16 protein-coding genes are annotated in these 18,051 nt (G+C 62.6%); all 16 read right to left on the bottom strand.

The genetic code is table 11. The features are described 5' to 3' along the window. Window positions 1-19: 19 nt before the first annotated feature. Complete coding sequence (gene dnaE / locus DDD64_RS00915; RefSeq protein ID WP_126134610.1) at window positions 20-3,550, bottom strand: DNA polymerase III subunit alpha; 3,531 nt, start codon at window positions 3,548-3,550, stop codon at window positions 20-22. Window positions 3,551-3,560: 10 nt separating this feature from the next. After that, on the bottom strand, window positions 3,561-4,016 hold the full coding sequence (locus DDD64_RS00920; protein WP_126134611.1) for a GNAT family N-acetyltransferase: 456 nt from the start codon (window positions 4,014-4,016) through the stop codon (window positions 3,561-3,563). Further along, entirely contained in the window at window positions 4,013-4,933 is a 921-nt protein-coding gene (locus DDD64_RS00925; RefSeq protein WP_126134612.1) for an RluA family pseudouridine synthase, read from the bottom strand. The genes DDD64_RS00920 and DDD64_RS00925 overlap by 4 nt, the downstream gene beginning before the upstream one ends. Window position 4,934: 1 nt before the next feature. After that, entirely contained in the window at window positions 4,935-5,537 is a 603-nt protein-coding gene (locus tag DDD64_RS00930; RefSeq protein ID WP_126134613.1) for a signal peptidase II, read from the bottom strand. Between the two features lie 5 nt (window positions 5,538-5,542). Then, entirely contained in the window at window positions 5,543-6,124 is a 582-nt protein-coding gene (locus tag DDD64_RS00935; RefSeq protein WP_016442554.1) for a DivIVA domain-containing protein, read from the bottom strand. Window positions 6,125-6,220: 96 nt separating this feature from the next. Beyond that, entirely contained in the window at window positions 6,221-6,514 is a 294-nt protein-coding gene (locus DDD64_RS00940) for a YggT family protein (protein WP_126134614.1), read from the bottom strand. Beyond that, window positions 6,514-6,921 (bottom strand): cell division protein SepF, encoded by a 408-nt coding sequence (locus tag DDD64_RS00945; protein ID WP_241227323.1) that lies wholly within the window; start codon window positions 6,919-6,921, stop codon window positions 6,514-6,516. The genes DDD64_RS00940 and DDD64_RS00945 overlap by 1 nt, the downstream gene beginning before the upstream one ends. Before the next feature lie 40 nt (window positions 6,922-6,961). Next, on the bottom strand, window positions 6,962-7,783 hold the full coding sequence (locus tag DDD64_RS00950) for a purine nucleoside phosphorylase YfiH/LACC1 family protein (protein WP_126134616.1): 822 nt from the start codon (window positions 7,781-7,783) through the stop codon (window positions 6,962-6,964). A 105-nt stretch (window positions 7,784-7,888) separates the two neighbouring features. Further along, the gene (gene ftsZ / locus DDD64_RS00955) at window positions 7,889-9,100 is read right to left on the bottom strand and encodes a cell division protein FtsZ (RefSeq protein ID WP_126134617.1); all 1,212 of its coding nucleotides are present in this window, start codon (window positions 9,098-9,100) and stop codon (window positions 7,889-7,891) included. Between the two features lie 229 nt (window positions 9,101-9,329). Further along, window positions 9,330-10,220 (bottom strand): cell division protein FtsQ/DivIB, encoded by an 891-nt coding sequence (locus DDD64_RS00960; RefSeq protein ID WP_126134618.1) that lies wholly within the window; start codon window positions 10,218-10,220, stop codon window positions 9,330-9,332. After that, entirely contained in the window at window positions 10,217-11,572 is a 1,356-nt protein-coding gene (murC, locus tag DDD64_RS00965) for a UDP-N-acetylmuramate--L-alanine ligase (RefSeq protein ID WP_126134619.1), read from the bottom strand. The genes DDD64_RS00960 and murC overlap by 4 nt, the downstream gene beginning before the upstream one ends. Then, window positions 11,569-12,660 carry an undecaprenyldiphospho-muramoylpentapeptide beta-N-acetylglucosaminyltransferase gene (murG, locus tag DDD64_RS00970; protein WP_126134620.1) on the bottom strand — a complete coding sequence of 364 codons (1,092 nt, stop codon included), beginning with the start codon at window positions 12,658-12,660 and terminating at the stop codon, window positions 11,569-11,571. The genes murC and murG overlap by 4 nt, the downstream gene beginning before the upstream one ends. Then, a complete protein-coding gene (locus DDD64_RS00975; protein WP_126134621.1) occupies window positions 12,657-13,895 on the bottom strand; it encodes an FtsW/RodA/SpoVE family cell cycle protein in 1,239 nt (412 codons plus the stop codon). Before DDD64_RS00975 ends, murG begins: the two co-directional genes overlap by 4 nt. Further along, the gene (murD, locus tag DDD64_RS00980) at window positions 13,888-15,480 is read right to left on the bottom strand and encodes a UDP-N-acetylmuramoyl-L-alanine--D-glutamate ligase (protein ID WP_126134622.1); all 1,593 of its coding nucleotides are present in this window, start codon (window positions 15,478-15,480) and stop codon (window positions 13,888-13,890) included. The genes DDD64_RS00975 and murD overlap by 8 nt, the downstream gene beginning before the upstream one ends. Beyond that, window positions 15,477-16,562: a phospho-N-acetylmuramoyl-pentapeptide-transferase gene (gene mraY / locus DDD64_RS00985; protein ID WP_126134623.1), complete on the bottom strand. Its 1,086-nt coding sequence runs from the start codon at window positions 16,560-16,562 to the stop codon at window positions 15,477-15,479. Before mraY ends, murD begins: the two co-directional genes overlap by 4 nt. Beyond that, window positions 16,562-18,049, bottom strand: coding sequence for a UDP-N-acetylmuramoyl-tripeptide--D-alanyl-D-alanine ligase (locus DDD64_RS00990; protein WP_241227324.1), 1,488 nt, complete (start codon window positions 18,047-18,049; stop codon window positions 16,562-16,564). The genes mraY and DDD64_RS00990 overlap by 1 nt, the downstream gene beginning before the upstream one ends. Window positions 18,050-18,051: the final 2 nt, after the last annotated feature.

Raw genomic sequence — 18,051 nt, forward strand, 5'->3', positions numbered from 1 at the left:
CCAGTCTACCCAACGCGAACTAGACCAAGCAGTTACGCCCGAGGAGCACCTTGAGATCGGAGAAGAAACGCGCTTCGGGTTTAACATAAAACTCTTGGCCCACCTGCACCACCGAGGTGCGGCCGGGGCGCTGGATATGGAGCCGCACCGGGGCACTCCCCGGGTAGAGCTGCAGCAACTCGCTGAGCTGCCCGAGCAGATCGCGGGTGCACATGCGCTCCGCCAGCTGAACGTCCACGGGCGAATCCGGGAGCAGGTCACCGCTGGGAATTTTCATATCCTGTGCGGAGAGCTGAATATTGCCATCACGATCCGAGACGCGCGCGGTAATAATGGCTACCTGATCCGGGGCGAGCAGCCCGGCCACGGTCTGGTAGGTGGCCGGGAAGAAGTTAATCTCCGTACTGCCCGTCATATCCTCCAGAACAATCGTCGCCCACATCTTCCCGTTTTTCTTGGAGATGCGCGGCTGGACAGCTGTCACGAGTCCGGCCAAGGTCACAGTCCGCCCGTCCGTTGCGGCGTCGTCGTCCAAAAGCCGCACCACCGTGGTATCGGCCGCGCGATCCAAAATATGTTCCATGCCGGAGAGCGGGTGGTCGGAAACATACAGGCCGAGCATATCGCGCTCGAGGTTGAGCTTTTCGCGTTTATCCCATTCGGGCAGCTCGGGGATATCGACCTCCACCCCGCCGGCGATTTCCGAACCGCCGAACAAATCGAACTGCCCCACCGCTTCATTCTTCTTCAGGGCGACGACGGCATCCACCGCTTCCGCGACTTTGGAGAGCAAGGCGCGGCGGGTATAGCCCATGGAATCGAAAGCCCCGGCGCGCACGAGGCATTCCACGCTGCGCTTATTGAGGACCTCGAGGGGGACCTTATCGAGGAAGTCCTGGAAGGAAGTGAAAGCACCCTTTTCTTCGCGGGCGCTAATAATGCCGTCCACGACTTTCGCGCCCACATTGCGCACCGCGGACAGCCCAAAGCGGATCTCCTCCCCCACGGCGGAGAAATTCGCCAGGGATTCGTTCACATCGGGGACGAGCACCCGGATGCCCATGCGGCGGGCTTCCCCGAGGTAGACCGCCATTTTGTCTTTATTGTCTTTGCGGGAGGTGAGGAGGGCCGCCATGTATTCCACCGGGTAGTGGGCTTTCAGGTAGGCCGTCCAGTAGGAGATAACGCCGTAGCAGGCCGAATGGGACTTATTGAACGCGTAGGACGCGAAAGGCTCCATGGTGCCCCACAGGGTTTTCACCGCGTCCTTGCTAAAGCCCTGGGCCACCATCCCGGCTTCGAAATCGACGTACATCTTATCCATGACGTCTTTTTTCTTCTTGCCCATGGCCTTACGCAGCGAATCTGCCTGGCCCATGGTGAAACCGGCCACCGTCCGGGCGATCTGCATGATCTGTTCCTGGTAAACGATCAGGCCGTAGGTGGGGGCCAGAATCGGCTCGAGGATCTCCTCCAGTTCGGGATGGATCGCCTCGATTTTCTGCAGGCCGTTCTTGCGCAACGCGTAATTGGTATGGGAGTTCATCCCCATGGGGCCGGGGCGGTAGAGCGCGGACACCGCGGAAATGTCCTCGAAGTTGGTGGGTTTCATCTGCTTGAGCAGCGTGCGCATCCCCGAGCCATCCAGCTGGAAAATACCGAGGGTATCGGCATGCTGGAGCAGCTCGAAGGTGCGCTCATCGTCAAGGGGAACATTATCGATATCGAGCGGCTCTTTATTATTCGCCACGATATTTTCCAGGGCGTCCTCAATCGTGGTGAGATTGGACAGCCCTAGGAAGTCCATTTTGAGGATGCCGAGATCCTCGCATTCGGGGTATTCAAATTGGGTGATGACCGCACCGTCAGCCGGACGTTTCATCACCGGGATAACATCGGTGAGCGGGACCGAGGACATAAGGATGGCGCAGGCGTGCACGCCCCACTGGCGGGTGAGCCCTTCGATGCCTTGGGCCAGGTCGAAAACACGTTTGGCATCCACATCGGTGGAGACCATATCGCGGAATTCCCCGGCTTCCATATAGCGGGAATTCTTTTCATCAAAAACGCCGGAGAGCGGGATGTCTTTGCCCATGACCGAGGGCGGGAGGGCTTTGGTGAGGCGTTCACCCATCTCGAAGGGGTAACCGAGCACCCGGGAGGCGTCCTTGAGGGCCTGCTTCGTTTTAATGGTGCCGAAGGTGACCACCTGGGAGACTTTGTCATGCCCGTATTTATCTTCGACGTACGCGATGACTTCCCCGCGGCGCCGTTCATCGAAATCCACGTCAATATCAGGCATAGATACGCGTTCCGGGTTGAGGAAACGTTCGAAGAGGAGGCCGTGTTCGATGGGATCCAATTCGGTGATATGCAGCGCGTAGGCCACCATGGAACCGGCCCCGGAGCCACGCCCCGGGCCCACCCGGATGCCATTGCGTTTGGCCCACAGAATGTAATCGGACACCACGAGGAAGTAGCCGGGGAAGCCCATCTGGACGATGACCTCCACCTCGTAGTTGGCACGCTGGCGCACGTGATCGGGAATATGTTCCCCGTAGCGCGAATGCAAGCCGCGTTCCACTTCTTTAATGAACCAAGAGGTGATGTCCTCCCCGGCGGGAACCGGGAATACCGGCATGTAATTAGCGCCTTCGGCGGCGGTGGTGAAGGAGATATTGCAGCGTTCGGCCACCAGCAGGGTGTTTTCCATGGCTCCGGGTAGGTCCCCGAAGAGACGGTACATTTCTTCGGTGGAACGCAGGTGGTAGCCGTGGCCGTCGAATTTGAAACGGTTGGGATCCTGGAGGGTGGAACCGGAGTTAATGCAGAGCATGGCATCTTGGACGGAATGATCCTCCGCGCGCACATAATGCGAATCATTGGTGGCCAGTAGCGGCGCATTGATTTTCTTAGCGAGATCCAGCAAATCATTGCGGGTGCGCCGCTCGATTTCATTATCGTGGTCCATGATTTCCACGAAATAGTTTTCTTTACCGAAGATCTCCTGCATCCGCCCGGCGGCTTCCAGAGCTTCGGCGTGCTGCCCCAGCCGCAGTCGGGTTTGCACCTCCCCGGAGGGGCAACCGGCGGTGCCGATGAGACCTTCGTGCAGCTCCTCGAGAAGCTCGATATCCATGCGGGGCCATTTGCCCATCTGGCCTTCCAGCGAGGCGCGCGAATCAAGCCGGAAAAGGTTATGCATCCCGGTGTTATTGGTGGCCAGCAGCGTCATATGGGTATAGGCCCCGCGCGCGGACACATCGTCGCTGCGCTGCGATTCGTCCCCCCACAGCACCCGGTTGCTGGAGTAGCGCGAGGTACCCGGGGTCATATATGCTTCCACCCCGATAATCGGCTTGATACCCGCGTCCTTACAGGCCCGGTAAAACTCATAGGCGCCGAAGCAGTAGCCGTGATCGGTAATGGCCAGCGCACTTTGATGTTGGGCAACGGCCTGCGCTACCAACGGCTTGATTTTCGCGGCCCCGTCCAGCAGGGAGTATTCGGTATGGGTGTGGAGGTGAACGAAATCTGAGGGAGCGGCCATGGGGCCTAGTCTATCCAGCGCTCACTATCCGCGCCATTTCCCGGTGCCAGATGCGCGCGTCCAGGAAGGGCTCGCGGGCGGTGAGTTCGTAGCCGAGGGCCCGGTAGAAGCCGATTTTGTCCTCTTGAGCATCGAGGACAATGCGCACCTGCCCGGCGTGTCCGAATTCGCGCAGCGCGATCTGGGCCGCGGCCTCACAGGCGACACGGCCCACGCCCAGCCCGCGGGCGCAGTGGCGTACGCACACCCGCCCCAGGTGTACAACGCCCTCATCGGTTGCGTATACCCGCGCGGTTCCGAGTGCTTCACCCGCTGTGTTTTCGACGACGACGTGGTGGGCGCGTTCGTCTATATCGTCAAGTTCTTCTTCCAGCAGCACGCCCTGCTCCCCGCAAAAGACTTCGATGCGGAGGGCGCGCGCCCGCTCCAGGTCTCCCTCGCGGCAACGTAGCTGCGCCGTCGTCATGAAAAAACTCCCGCTCGCATACGTTCGAGCGCGGTGGCGAGATCCGCCGGGTAGGGGGCCTCGAATTCGCGCCAGCTGCCGTCCGGGTGTTCGAAGCCGAGATGGGTGGCGTGCAGCCACTGGCGGGTCAGACCGAGCGTTTCGCTCAGCCCCGGATCGGCCCCGTAGGTGGCATCGCCCACGCAGGGGTGGCCGAGGGCCGACATATGCACCCGAATCTGGTGGGTGCGTCCCGTTTCCAGGTGAACCTGGAGGAGGCTACCTCCGGCCATCGCTTCGAGGGTGTCATAGTGCGTGACGGAATGGCGCCCATCCGCGCGCACCCCCATTTTCCACTGGTGGCGCGGATCGCGCCCGATAGGGGCATCTACGGTACCGGAAAGCGGGTCGGGATGCCCTTGGACGAGGGCATGATAGATTTTTTCCGGAACGCGCTGACGGAACTCATCCTTGAGCAGCACGTAGGCGCGTTCGGATTTGGCCACCACCATACACCCGGAGGTTCCCACATCTAAGCGATGCACAATCCCCTTGCGTTCGGCCGGGCCGTAGGCGGAGAGTTGCACCCCGGCGTTCATAAGAGCGCCCAGGACGTCCGGGCCGGTGAAGTTGAGGGAAGGGTGGGCGGCCAGACCTGCCGGTTTATCCACCACCACGAGATCCCCATCCTCGTAGAGGATGGGGATGGTGACGTCGCCCCCGCGCGGGGCAACGGTGCGCGGGGTTGGGATATTGATTTCTAGAATGCTCTGCGCGCGCAGCCGAACTGATTTCGCCACCGGGTTACCGTCCAGGAGCACGTCCCCGGTATCGATCAGGCGCTGTACTTCGGCGCGCGAAAGGCCGGTGAGACGCGCGATAGCGGCATCAATGCGTGCGTCGGTGAATTCTTCCGTGACCGGATAGGTCCGCCACATGCTAGTCGCCTCGCTCGGGGCTACCCGGTGCGGGCACAGAATCTGATGGACGCACCGCATCTGCCGACCGGGAAACTGGAAGCGCTCCGGTATCCGCAGTCGCGCCAGAATCCGCTGATTCCGAAGCTGCGCCGTCGTTCATCAAGAACGCTACCGCGATCATGATCACGGCCCCGGCCACCAGCGCAATATCGGCCACGTTCCCTACGAACCAGTCGAAGTAGGCGATGAAATCGACCACGTGCCCGGCGAAACCGCCCGGTTCGAAGAAGATACGGTCGATGAGGTTACCGGCCGCGCCACCCCACATGAGGGCAAGACCGACACCAATCCACCGGTGACGTACCCGCGCCGCGAGGGCGGGGAAGACCGCGAGCACCACAACCAGCGCGATGACGGTGATAACGCGGGTGGAATTTGCCCCCAGAGAGAATGCTGCACCCGGGTTAAAGACCAGGTGCAGCCCGAGGGCATCCCCCACAATGGCGATACGCTCCGTTTGGCTGAGGTTAGCGATGGCCCACTGCTTCGTGAGTTGGTCGATGGCCACAACGGCCAGCGCCCCCACGAGGATGAGGAACCACGAGGTGCTTCGCCTCACCATACGCACTAGTTACGAGCTTCGGGTTCCTGCGCGCCAGAATCGACGTTGGCGAGCAGCGTCTCGAGGTAGCTGTGCAGCCGCGTGCGGTAATCACGCTCGAAGTCACGCAGCTCGGAGATCTTGCGCTCCACCAAACCGCGTTCCTGCTCCAGCTGGGCCAGCGTGCGGTTGGACTGAGCTTCGGCATCCTCGATGATCTTGGCGCTGCGGGTTTCCGCATCCTGGATCTTCTGAGCTTTCTCAGTTTCACCGCGGGCCACGAGTTCTTCGTAGGTCTGCTGTGCCATCTGGAGCACGGCAGCCGCCTGTTCCCCAACGGTACCGGTGGGCTGAGCGAAGGACGCGGTGGTTGTGGCCTGGTCCGGCGCTGCGGGTTCTTCACCCGAACCGTTCTGGAGTTCGGTCACGCGCGCTTCGGCGACGGTGGCGCGATTCTCCGCTTCCTGAAGCTGCTTCGACAGATCGACGATGGTTTCGTAGATCGCGTCAAGGAATTCGTCGACCTGTACCTCGTCGTAACCGGTCTCCGCGGTTTCCGGGCGCTTAAAGCGGACATCCATGACATCCTGTGCCGTGAGCATTGCCATTTCTCACCTCAAGTAGTGTAACGAAACTGTGTTAAGAGCACGTGACTGTGTTATGAGCACACGGCTCTCGGATAAAGCCTACCTCATCTGGGCGAACTACGAGACAAAGATACGTAAAATTATCCCGTTGAGGATTTGAAGCACGATAAAAACAACGATGAAACCGATGTCAATCGCGATACCTCCGAGCCGCAAGGGCGGGATAATTTTGCGCACCAGATTAAGAATCGGGTCCGTCAGCGCGTAGACAATATTAACGATAACGAGAAGGGCGCCACTGGGGCGCCAATCACGCGCCGCAATGGTTACTAGATCAATAATCACCCGCGCGAGCAGCACCAAAAGGTAGATGCTGATGAGGGTGGAAAGGATAATTCCAACTACTGCCATTAGAACGAATCGCGCGACTCCGGGCGCTGGTTTTCCATACGAACGGTACGCGGGGTCATGAGCAGGACATCTGCGGAAATCTTATTGAGATCCCCGTGCAGCCCGAAGCAGATCCCGGTGGCGAAGTCAACAATGCGATTACGCGCAATATCGTCAGCTTCGGCCAGGTTGATAATGACGGGCAGGCCGTCACGGAACTGTTCCGCGAAGCCCCGTACCTCCGTGAAGGAACGCGGTTTCGCGGTGATGATCCGGGCGATATCCACGGGCTGCTCCACAGCGTGAATTTCGCTGACGGGGCTTTCCGGTTCCGCCTCGTAATCATCTTCGTAGTAATCGGCGTCGTCCTGGTAATCCAGGTACTCGTCGTCGTTAAGCGTTGCCTTAGAGACAAAACGCTGGAACATTCCCATAGCAGCCAACCCTTCTCACTGTTCTCGTTTTACGTTAGGCGACACGCCCGGCCTTGTCAGCACGGCGCGCCGCGGGCGCGTTACGGTCCACCGCGAGCACTCCAGCAAAACGGCCGGTGCGCGATGCACGGCGGTAGGAATAAAAATCGGTATCTTCACGGGTGCACTGAGAACTGACGTGGATCTCACGTACCCCGACGGCGCGCAGCTGAGCGCTGAGCCCGGCCGCGATATCAAGGGAGGGAGTGCCCCAGGCGGTGCGCCCGGCAGCTTCGGGAACGCTCGCGGCAACGCTGGCCTGAAGTTCCTCGGGCACTTCATAGCAGCGCCCACAAATGGACGGGCCGAGGTAGGCGATGAGGTGCTCCGGCCCGAGGGCGCGCGCGGCGGCCGGCCCGATACCGGCCTCCAGTCCGCGCCGCCCCACGTGCACGGCAGCCCCGGCAAGGCGATCACGCGCCACTAGGAGCAAGGGGAGGCAATCGGCCACCATGACTACCGCAGCAGCAGCAGCACCTCTCGGCACCGGTGCGGTGCCCGAGCTACGCGGAATGTCAATGAGGAGGCCGTCGGTGCCGGGGGCCACGAAGGTACCGGCGGAAGTCAGAACGCCGGCATCTTCAAGGTGGTCCCCGTGCACCTGGTCCATATAGACGGGGCGCTGCCCGATGTGCTCTGCCAGAAGAGCCCGGTTACGCTCCACGTCCGCGGGGTCATCCCCCACGTGGTGGGCCACATTGAGGCCCGCAAAAGGAGCGCGGGATACCCCGCCCGCGCGGGATGTGAATCCCGCCCGGATGCGACCACCGGGCACGGAGATATCCGCTACCCACTCCACCAGAGCGTTACGAGTCATTACTGCCTGAGTTTTCCTATGCGCTGCGTTTCCCGTAGATCTCTTAGATCTCTTAGCTTTTTGGCTCTCTTAGTTCCCCGCCCGCGTAGTTCCCTCGAAATCCCTTTAGTTTTCCTCGAAAAGGAAGGAGGGAATATCCAGATCGGAACGTTGCGGTTCTTCCACCCGCGGCGGGATGGCGCGGTGAGTTCCCGGGCGCTGCGGTACTGCCTGCGCTTCAGACTGGGCCGCCTGATAGGCCGGGCTGGCCACCGGGTGCGCCGGGCTGGCCACCGCTTCGACTTCCGGTTCAGCTTCGACCGGGGCCAGGTCCTCGATCGGCTCGACGGTATCGTGGCCAGCCGGAACGCCGTCCATCTGCAGCAGGTGATCACGCGCTTCATCGAAGCCCGCGGCGATAACGGTCACGCGCACCTCATCACCGAGCGATTCGTCGATAATCTGGCCGACGATAATATTCGCGTTCGGATCCACCGCTTCCTTGACCATCTTGGAGGCGGAGGCAAGCTCCTTCATACCGAAGTCCGCGCCGGCCAGGAAGGAAATAAGCACGCCGTGCGCCCCGTCAATAGAGGCTTCCAGCAGCGGGGAGGAGATGGCGCTTTCGGTGGCGCGCACCGCACGATCTTCCCCGGAGGCCGAGCCGATACCCATGAGTGCGGTACCCGCGTCCTTCATAATGGCCTTGACATCCGCGAAGTCGAGGTTGACCAGGCCCGGAATGGTAATGAGGTCAGAAATTCCCTTGACGCCTGAGCGCAGCACCTCATCAGCGAGATGGTAGGCCTCAATAATGGTGAGGTCTTCTTCGGCGATCTCCAGGAGGCGATCATTTGGGATAACAATGAGGGTATCCACCGCTTGGCGCAGTTCTGCGATACCCATGGAGGCGTTATTGGCGCGCTGAGCGCCTTCAAATTCAAAGGGACGAGTAACGACGCCGACAGTCAGCGCTCCCAGATCCCGAGCCACCTTGGCAACCACGGGGGCGGCACCGGTGCCGGTTCCCCCACCTTCACCAGCGGTGACGAACACCATATCCGCACCTTCAAGGGCACTTTGGATAACTTCCACGTTTTCTTCCGCGGCGCGCTTACCCACCGAGGGATCCGCACCCGCGCCCAGGCCCTTGGAAACCTCGCGACCAATATCAAGTTTGGTTTCCGCTTCGGATTTCACCAGGGACTGTCCGTCGGTATTAACGGCAATAAATTCCACACCGGCAAGTCCGTCTTGAATCATGCGATCAACGGCATTGACACCGCCCCCGCCGACCCCGATGACTTTGATATTGGCGGCGTTATTAACTACGGCCATGAGCTTTCCTCCCGAACCTCAAGTAAAACTTGAGGTTTTTCGTTCCTGACTTCGCGGACAAGATAGTAGGCGAATGACAACGGTGCAATTCCCCGCGCTGGTGTGTTGCGAAGTGATCTGCGCTACTGTGCCGAAATCTGGTCAAACGGTGCAGAAATCGCACGGAACGGTGCGAATGGCGCGGACGGGGCGGCGGCGTGGAACGGTGCGATAGCCGGTTGGTTCAGGATTAATGAACGACGACGGCGGTGGGCTCTGACACGTCGTACACCTGGCCGGGAACGGTGATCACGGTGGCCAGTGCTGCTGCTTTGAGGTCGGAACGCTGAGCATCACCCCAGATCACCTTCTGCCCGGAGGTGAGATCGAGCCCTACCCGCCCGCTATCGCTCACCGATACCCCGGCTACCTGGGCACGAACATCGTCTTTGAGACTGGAGAGGACATCGAGGGCGATACGGATTCCCGGACCATCGTTCCCGTCCTCGGAGCGGGTGGCCGGCCCTGGCGTGAGACTTACTCGCGGGAGGCTTGCTTCCACCTCGGGGAGAACCGGGAAACTCACGCCGTCCCGATCCATAGCCGAGCACGATCCTTTGTCCATCAGGCAGGCTACCGGCTCGCGTACGGTGAGGGTGACCTCCAGTCCGTGGAGGTAGCTGCGGCGTAGTTGCGCTTCCTTGATGGGCGGAAATTGCTCGCTTAGTTCGGTGGCGAGAGCTTCGGTATCCAGGCGTGGGAGCGGAATCCCGGAGCGTTCCGCGAGGGCGGCGGTGACGTCTTCCGCCGTCACCGCCGCGTTCGCGGGGATACCCGAGACGGTAATATCGCTGGCTCGCAAGGCCAGCAGCGGGCTAAAGAAGATTATCCAGGCCAGGGCGGCAAGCGCAGCGAATCCCGCACCGGCTACCCCGACGCGGCGCCAGCGTACTCGGCGTTTCTCGGAGGCTTTCTCTTCGAGGCGCTCGTCCAGGGATACCGTGGTGGTGCTCGCGAGGTCGGCTAGCGGGGCGTCGCCGTCGTCGTATATCACCGGAGCGGTGGTGGCGGTGGGAACATAGGTGATCTCCGCACGCGGATTAATATCGCGCGCGGAGCGACGCCGGGATGGTTCTTTCACCGCGCCGTCCCCTCTCCCAGCAACGCTAGGATTTCGGGCCCCAGCGCGGTCACGTCGCCGGCACCCATGGTGAGCAGCAGGTCCCCCGGCTTCGCGCTGGCTGCGAGCACCCGGGCAGCTTCGTGTTTATCCGCAATAAAACACCCAGCGCCTCCCATGCGGGACGTGATCATATCGCCCTCGATACCGTCGAAGGGTGTTTCGCGGGCCCCGTAGACGGCGGTGACAATGGCGGTATCGGCAAGCTTGAGGGCGGTGGCGAAACGGCCCGCAAAATTGCGAGTACGCGAATACAAGTGCGGCTGGAAAAGGACGCGCACGCTCCCCGCACCGGCCTCGGTGCGGGCGGCGCGCAAAGTAGCCTCCACTTCGGTGGGATGGTGAGCATAATCATCGAAGAGGCGCACTCCCCCGACCTCACCGCGCAGCTCGAAACGCCGCCCCGTCCCGGTAAAAGCCTCCAGGCCGCGGGCGATGTCGGCCAGGCTCACGCCCAGTTCCAGGCCGGCGGCGGCTGCCCCCGCCGCATTGAGTTCGTTATGGGATCCGGGAACCTGGAGCGAGAGCGGTGCGCGCGCTTCCCCGCACCGTAGGGCTCCATCCTCGAGGGCTACATGGGACTCCGCACCGGGGAGCGGAGTGCCCCGTCCGTAGCTGACCACCCGGATACCTTCGCGCACCGCTTGAGCACCCAGACGGGCCGCGCCGGCGTCGTCGACGCACACGATGAGGAGTCCGCCGGGAATGATGCAGCGCGCGAATTCCGCAAAGGCTTCTTCAAAAGCTTCCCGGCTGCCGTAATGGTCGAGGTGATCGGGTTCGACATTGGTCACCACGGCAATACGAGGGCGATAGTTAAGGAAGGAAGCATCCGATTCATCGGCCTCGGCAACGAGGACCTGCCCGCTGCCCAAGTGGCCTCCGGAGCCGTGCCCGCGCACGCTCCCCCCAATCGCCCAGGACGGTTCTTGGCCCGCTTCATCCAGTGCCACCGCCAGCATCGCCGAGGTGGTAGTTTTTCCGTGGGCGCCGGCCACCGCCACAAAATCGCGGTTCCCGCTCGCGAGGGCAAGGGCTTGGGAACGATGGATGACGCGGGCGCCGAGCTGGCGAGCCCGCGCGAGTTCCGGGTTATCTTCCCTAATGGCCGAGGATACCGCCACGAGGGTGTCGGCGCTGATGCGTGCGGGATCCGTTCCGATCCACAGGGTGATTCCGGAATCCGCCAAGCGCTCCGTGGTGGCCGAGGCACGGGCATCGGAGCCGGTCACGGTCCAGCCCTCAGCGTGGAGCAGATCGGCGATAACGCTCATGCCCGCCCCGCCGATGCCGATGAGATGGATATGTGTCACCTGAGAACCTCCTCGATAAGATCGGCGAGCCGGGCCGCACCGTCGGCCGGACAGATGGCGCGCGAAGCCTGGGCCATACGGGTGCGAGCGGACGTATCGGTAACAATGTCCAGTACGGTGCCCACCGAGTCCGCAGTGAACTGGGCATTAGGGATGAGCAGCGCCCCTCCAGCGGCTACCACATCGGCCGCATTACGCGCCTGTTCCCCGTTGCCAATGGGGAGCGGAACGAAGACCGCGGGGATCCCCAAGGCGGAAACTTCTGCCACGGTACCGGCGCCGGCACGGCACACCACAGTATCCGCCACCGCGTAGGCAAGTTCCATTTCTTCCAGGTATTCGAGCACGTGGTAGCTGGGGATAGAGGCGGCGGCGCGCTGGGCCTCGGCGGCTTTCCCCCGCCCGGTGAGGTGGAGAAGCTGGACGCCGGCGGCGGCGCAGCGGGGGGCAGCGGCAGTCATTACGTCATTGAGGTGGGCAGCGCCCAGGGAGCCCCCGGTGACCACGAGGGTGGGTAACTGCGGATCTAATCCCAGGCGCGCTGCGGCTACGGTGCGTGCCTCCGCTCTATCGGCGCTGGCGAGGGCAGCAACGGCGGGACGCAGCGGCAATCCGACGGTGCGGGTGATGCCGCGCGCAGCACGGAGCGGCGTGGAGGGGAACGTGAGGCCAACGGCAGCCGCGCCCCGCGCCCCGAGTTTATTGGCCAAACCCGGCAGTGCGTTCTGTTCATGCACCACTACTGGGATGCCGGCACGGCGCGCCGCAGCGTAGACGGGGGTGGAGGCGAAACCACCGAAGCCGACCGCAAGCGTGGCATCGACACCGGTGAGAATACGGCGGGCTTGGCGCACCGCCCGTGGGAAAGCAACGGGGAAACGTAGCGCGTCCCTGTCGGGACGGCGCGGGAACGGTGCGCGTTCCACGGTGGCGAAGTCGAAGCCGCTGGCCGGAACGAGGTCTTTTTCCATGCCCGTGGCGGTGCCGACCACGAGGATACGGTGCCCGCGCCCGGCGAGTTCGTGGGCGGTGGCCAGTAGCGGATTGACGTGCCCGGCGGTTCCCCCGCCGGCGAGCACTAGTGTCACGAGGTCCTCCTGATAACTGCGCGCACCCGGCCCGCGAGCGAGCTGGAGCGCCGGAACGATTCTTTCACGCCCGGGACCGCCAGGGCTGCCGCCACGCAGACTCCCACTGCCATGAGGCAGGAGATAACGGAGGAGCCACCCTGGCTCATGAAGGGTAGCGGCACCCCGAAAACGGGCAGCAGGCCGGTGACGACGAACATATTTGCTACGGCCTGTCCGCATAGCCACAGGGTGGCACCTCCGGCAATGAAACGGCCGAAACGGTGCGGGTGGTACATGCAGATGGTGAGGAGGGCGTAGCCAATTGTGCCGAGAAGCACGATGACGACGGCGCATCCGAAGAACCCGAGTTCTTCTCCCACCACCGCGAAGATGAAGTCGGTATGTGCTTCGGCGAGGTTCCCGGGCCATTTTTCAATTCCGGTGCCCAGGCCGGATCCGCCCGGCCCTCCGGAACCGAAAGCCCAGAGCGCGTAATCGGCCTGGGAGGGGGTTTGCCCAGTCGGAAGGGTGAAGAGGTTTTGGAAGAAGTCCTGGATGCGGGTGATGCGCGAGCGGCTCGAGAAAATAAGAACGACGACGAGGAAGAAGCCCAGCGCTCCGCTGATAAGGAAATAGCGTCCCGGGAAGCCGGCCATCCAGAACATTCCCACTCCGATAAGGAGGAAGATGAGGGCGGTTCCCATATCGCCACCTACGAGCACCACGCCGATGGCCGCGCCGGTGATGACAATGGGGATGCTCCAGTCGGAAAGCTGGAAGTGGGCGCCGTGCACCATGCGCCCGAGCACCGCGGCTAGGGCCACCACCATGGCGAGTTTGAGGAATTCGGAGGGCTGGAGCCGGATAGGGCCGAAGGCAATCCAGTTACGGTTGCCGGCAACGGAGGCACCCAGCGGGGTGAGCACGAGGAGCTGCAAACCTATCCCGAAGCCGAGGGCTAGGCCCCATAGGCGCTGGAAAACAGCGAGGGGAATACGTGCGCAGATCACCGCCAAGATAGTGCCAATAGCGGCGTAGGCCATCTGCAAGTAGGCCGAGCGGAACAGGTTGGGGCCGTCTTCGTATTCGGCTCGTACCGCCCCGGGGGTAATGGCGGAAAACACCATGAGGAGCCCGAGGAGGGCAAGGATCGCGGTAGCCACCACGAGAAGGAGGATGGAACGGTGCATAACGTTGCGTACACGTTCCTCCGGGACGCTCGGGGCCTGCAGCTTCTCGATCCGATCACGCATGAGGTATCCCCGTGGAGCTATCCTGTGCGCCGTTTTCCCGCGCCGTTTCCTCCGCCAGGGCACCGTCTCCCGGCAAGGCGTCGCCCTCCGACGAGGTGCCGCCCGCTGGTGGTGCGGGCAGGGCGCGCACGGCCGCGGCGAAACGATCACCGCGATCCGCGTACGACGTGAATTGGTCCATGGACGCACTGGCGGGGGCCAGCATGACCGTATCCCCCGCTTGCGCGTAGCGCGAAGCAGCCAGCACCGCGCGCGCCATCGGTTCGGAGGCCGCCGGGTCAATATAGGTGACGGGAAGATTTGCTCCGTCCAAAGCAGCGTGCCAGGGTTCTTGGTTGACACCAATAACAACGACGGCGCGCAATTTATCCCGCACCTGCGCCACGAGGGATTCAAAGCGGGCCCCCTTGGGTTGCCCGCCCACGATCCATACACAGCTACCTTCAGCCAGTGCGGACACAGAAGCGAGAGCGGCGTGGGCATTGGTGGCCTTGGAGTCATCCACGTAGCGCACCCCGGCCCGTTCGCTCACCGTCTCGATGCGGTGGTGGCCCGGGCGCATATGTCGGAGTCCGGCGCGTACCACCTCCGCGGGAATATCGATGGCCCGAGTGAGGGCCACGGCCGCCAGTGCGTCCCAGATGAGGTGGCGCGGGAGCGCCGCGGTGGTGGGAGCCAGCTGGGCGACGTCGTTCAAAGAAGCGATTTCCACGGCGCTACTCCACCGATGCTTCCCGTACGCACGGTCCACGATGAGGCCGTCAACGATGCCGATCTGGCCGACGGCGGGAATGCCGGTCGTAATGCCAATGGCGCGGGCACCTTCACGCACATCCGCGTTATCGACCATGCTTTGAACGGTGCTATCGCCCACCGGGTAAATCGCAGCGGTGCGCACATGCTCGTAAATTCGGGCTTTCGCGGCGGCGTAGGCAGCGCGGCTACCGTGCCATTCGAGGTGGTCGTCGGCAATATTGAGGCAGATGCTGGCGGCCGACTCCATGGTGTGGGTGGTGCGCAGCTGGAAGGAAGATAGTTCCAGAGCAAAGGCTTGCGGGGCGTCCGGGCCGGTGGCGCTCACGGCGGTGACGGCGGGATTACCGACGTTCCCGATGGGTTCGCCGCCCAGGTGCGCGGCACGCAAAATATGAGACGCCATGGTCACCGTGGTTGTCTTCCCATTGGTGCCGGTCACGGCAAGCCACGGGGCGGCATTCCCCGCACCGTCGTGCGCGCGCAGGCGCCAGGCAAGTTCGATTTCCGACCACAGCTCAGTACCGTGGTCAGCAGCTGCGGCAAAAAGCGGGCCGATTTCGGGAATGGCGGGAGCGGGGATGATGATGTCGGGCCGCCAGGCCAGCACTTTGCGCGCCAGCTCGGCCGGAGTTGGGTCGCTCCCGCCGGTGTCCACGGGGAGGGTGGTAACCGCCCCAAGTTTGGTGATATCGGCGTCCCACACGCTCACACGCGCCTCGGTGAGCTCGGTCAGTGCCCGCGCGCAGGCCCGCCCTGATTTTCCTAAACCGACGACGGCGATACGACGCCCTGCCAGCTCCGCCGCGCCCGGATGTTGCCACTCACTCATCTTTGCATCAACCACTCAGCGTAAAAAATACCCAGGGCGATAAAGCCGCACAGGGCTTGAATCACCCAGAAGCGCACCACAACCGTGACTTCGTTCCACCCTTTGAGTTCGAAATGGTGGTGGATGGGTGCCATACGGAATACCCGTTTTCGTGTCATTTTGAAAACACCCACTTGGACAACATCGGAGATAACTTCCAGGAGGTAGAGCCCGCCGATGAGCACGGCGAGGAATTCGGTGTGGGTGTAGATAGACATTCCTGCGAAAACACCACCCAGGGCGAGGGAACCGGTATCCCCCATGAAGATTTGCGCCGGCGAAGTGTTCCACCAGAGGAATCCGATGAGTGCCCCGACAAGGGCGACCGCGATGATGTTGAGATCGCGCGGGTCGCGGATGGGGTAGCACCCGGGGGCGGCGTCCACGAGGCCATAGCAGGGGTGGTTGCTTTGCCACATGGTAATAAGGGTGTAAACACCAAAGGCGATGATGGAGGCACCGGTGGAAAGGCCGTCGAGGCCGTCGGTGAGATTGACGGCATTGGACCAGGCGGTGATGAGGAAATTCGCCCAAATAATAAAGAGAATAATGCCGACGGCGGTGCCGGCGAAGGCGAGACTCAGGCCGGTATCGCGCACGTGGGAAATACGCATGGATGCCGGAGTGCGGTTATTTTCATCCGAGAACATGAGGGAGAGCACCGCGAAGGCCACGCCGACAATCCCCAGGCCAGCGATTTTTGCCCAGGGGGTGAGGCCCAGGCTTTGCTTGCGGGAAATCTTGGTGAAATCATCAGCGAAACCCACGCCCGCCATACCGATCATGAGGCCGAGGAGGAGGATCCCGGACATACCCGGGCTGCGTCCGGCCCCAATATTGCCCACCAGGTAGCCGATAACAACCGCCGCAACAATGGCGAGGCCGCCCATGGTGGGGGTGCCGCGTTTAACCAGGTGCGAGGTGGGGCCATCCTGGCGTATGAATTGACCAAATTGTTTACGCACGAGAAAACGGATGAGAAGCGGGGTCCCGAATAGGGTGACGAGAAGCGAGACCGCAAAAGCGATAATAAGCGCGAGCACTATTCCCCCTTGAGACGGGTGGCGATGTGCCACACGCCCGAACCGTGCGAACCTTTGATGAGGAGTGCCCCATCCTCATTGAGCATATCGGAGAGCGCCGCCTCCGCTTCTTCCCACGCGCCGACGGAGCGGGCGGTGATGCCGGCATCACGGGCTGCCGCCGCGAGGGCTGCCATATGAGGCCCCACTGCAATAAGAAGGCTCACGCCGGCCGCTTGCAGAGCCGGGAGGAGAGCGAGGTGTTCTTCCCGGGAGGCCGCGCCGAGTTCAAGCATATCTCCGAGAATCGCAGCCTTGCGCCCGTTTCCGAGCTGTCCGAGCACGGCGATGCCGGCGCGCATGGAATCCGGGTTGGCATTGTAGGAGTCGTCGATGATCAGCGTGGAGCCACGGCGGAACACATCCATACGGTGAGCGCTGGCCGGCCCGCTCGCCAGTCCCGCCACGATGGCGGGCAGGCTCACCCCAGCGGCGGAGGCTGCAGCTGCGGCCGCGAGCGCGTTCATGACTTGGTGCTCCCCCACGAGCCCGAGGCTGACCGTTGGAGCGGACGGTGCAGTGGAGGCTGACGGTGCTGATGGCGCTGACGGGGCGAATGGCGCTGATGGCGCGGACGGGGCTGAAAGCACGGCGGACGCGGAGCTAGCTGCGCCGTCGTTCATATGCAGAGTGAAACTGGCCCGACCGTCACTCCCGAGAGCGATATCCGTTGCGGTCACGTCCGCCGGATTCACACGCCCGAAGGTGCGAACCCGTCCACTCGCAACTCGCCCGGCCATAGCCGCGACCCGCGGATCATCGGCGTTGAGGATGGCGATCCCGTCCTCACGCAGCCCTTCCACAAGTTCTGCTTTAGCGCGCGCCACATTCTCAATTCCACCAAATTCACCCAGGTGCGCGCGGGCCACCACGAGCACCACGGCGATATCCGGGGGTGCGATGGAGGTGAGGTAGGCGAGGTTGCCGATATGGTCGGCACCCATTTCCGCCACGAGAGTGGAAGTGCTTGCGTCAACACGAAGCACCGTGAGCGGCAAGCCGATTTCGTTATTGAGTGATCCTGGTGGGGCAACCACGTCGCCGCGTTCCCGGCATATCGCGGCAAGAAGATCCTTAGTGGTCGTTTTCCCTACGCTCCCGGTCACCGCGATAACCCGCAAGTCGGGATTGAGTTGGCGAGCCAGCTCAAGATTATGCCGGGCCAGGCGTCCGAGCGCCGCGGGGATATTATCGACCACGATAATACGCTCAGCTTCAGCGCCGCCGGCCAGGGCTGCCGGGCCGTCTTCGGTGAGAATGAGGCTGGCTCCTGCCGCGCGCGCCTGGCCGCTCAGGGTATTCGCGTCCACGCGCGCGCCTTTCACGGCGGCAAATAGCGCACCGGGAGTGATGGCGCGGGTATCGATAACCGCCCCGGTGACCTCACTATCGCTCAGCGGTGCGAGCGCGGTCCCGGCGACAGCGGCGATAACCTCCGCGGAGGACATGG

Origin of the sequence: Actinotignum sanguinis, assembly GCF_003957255.1 — a bacterium.
In the GTDB taxonomy this organism is placed as follows: domain Bacteria; phylum Actinomycetota; class Actinomycetes; order Actinomycetales; family Actinomycetaceae; genus Actinotignum; species Actinotignum sanguinis.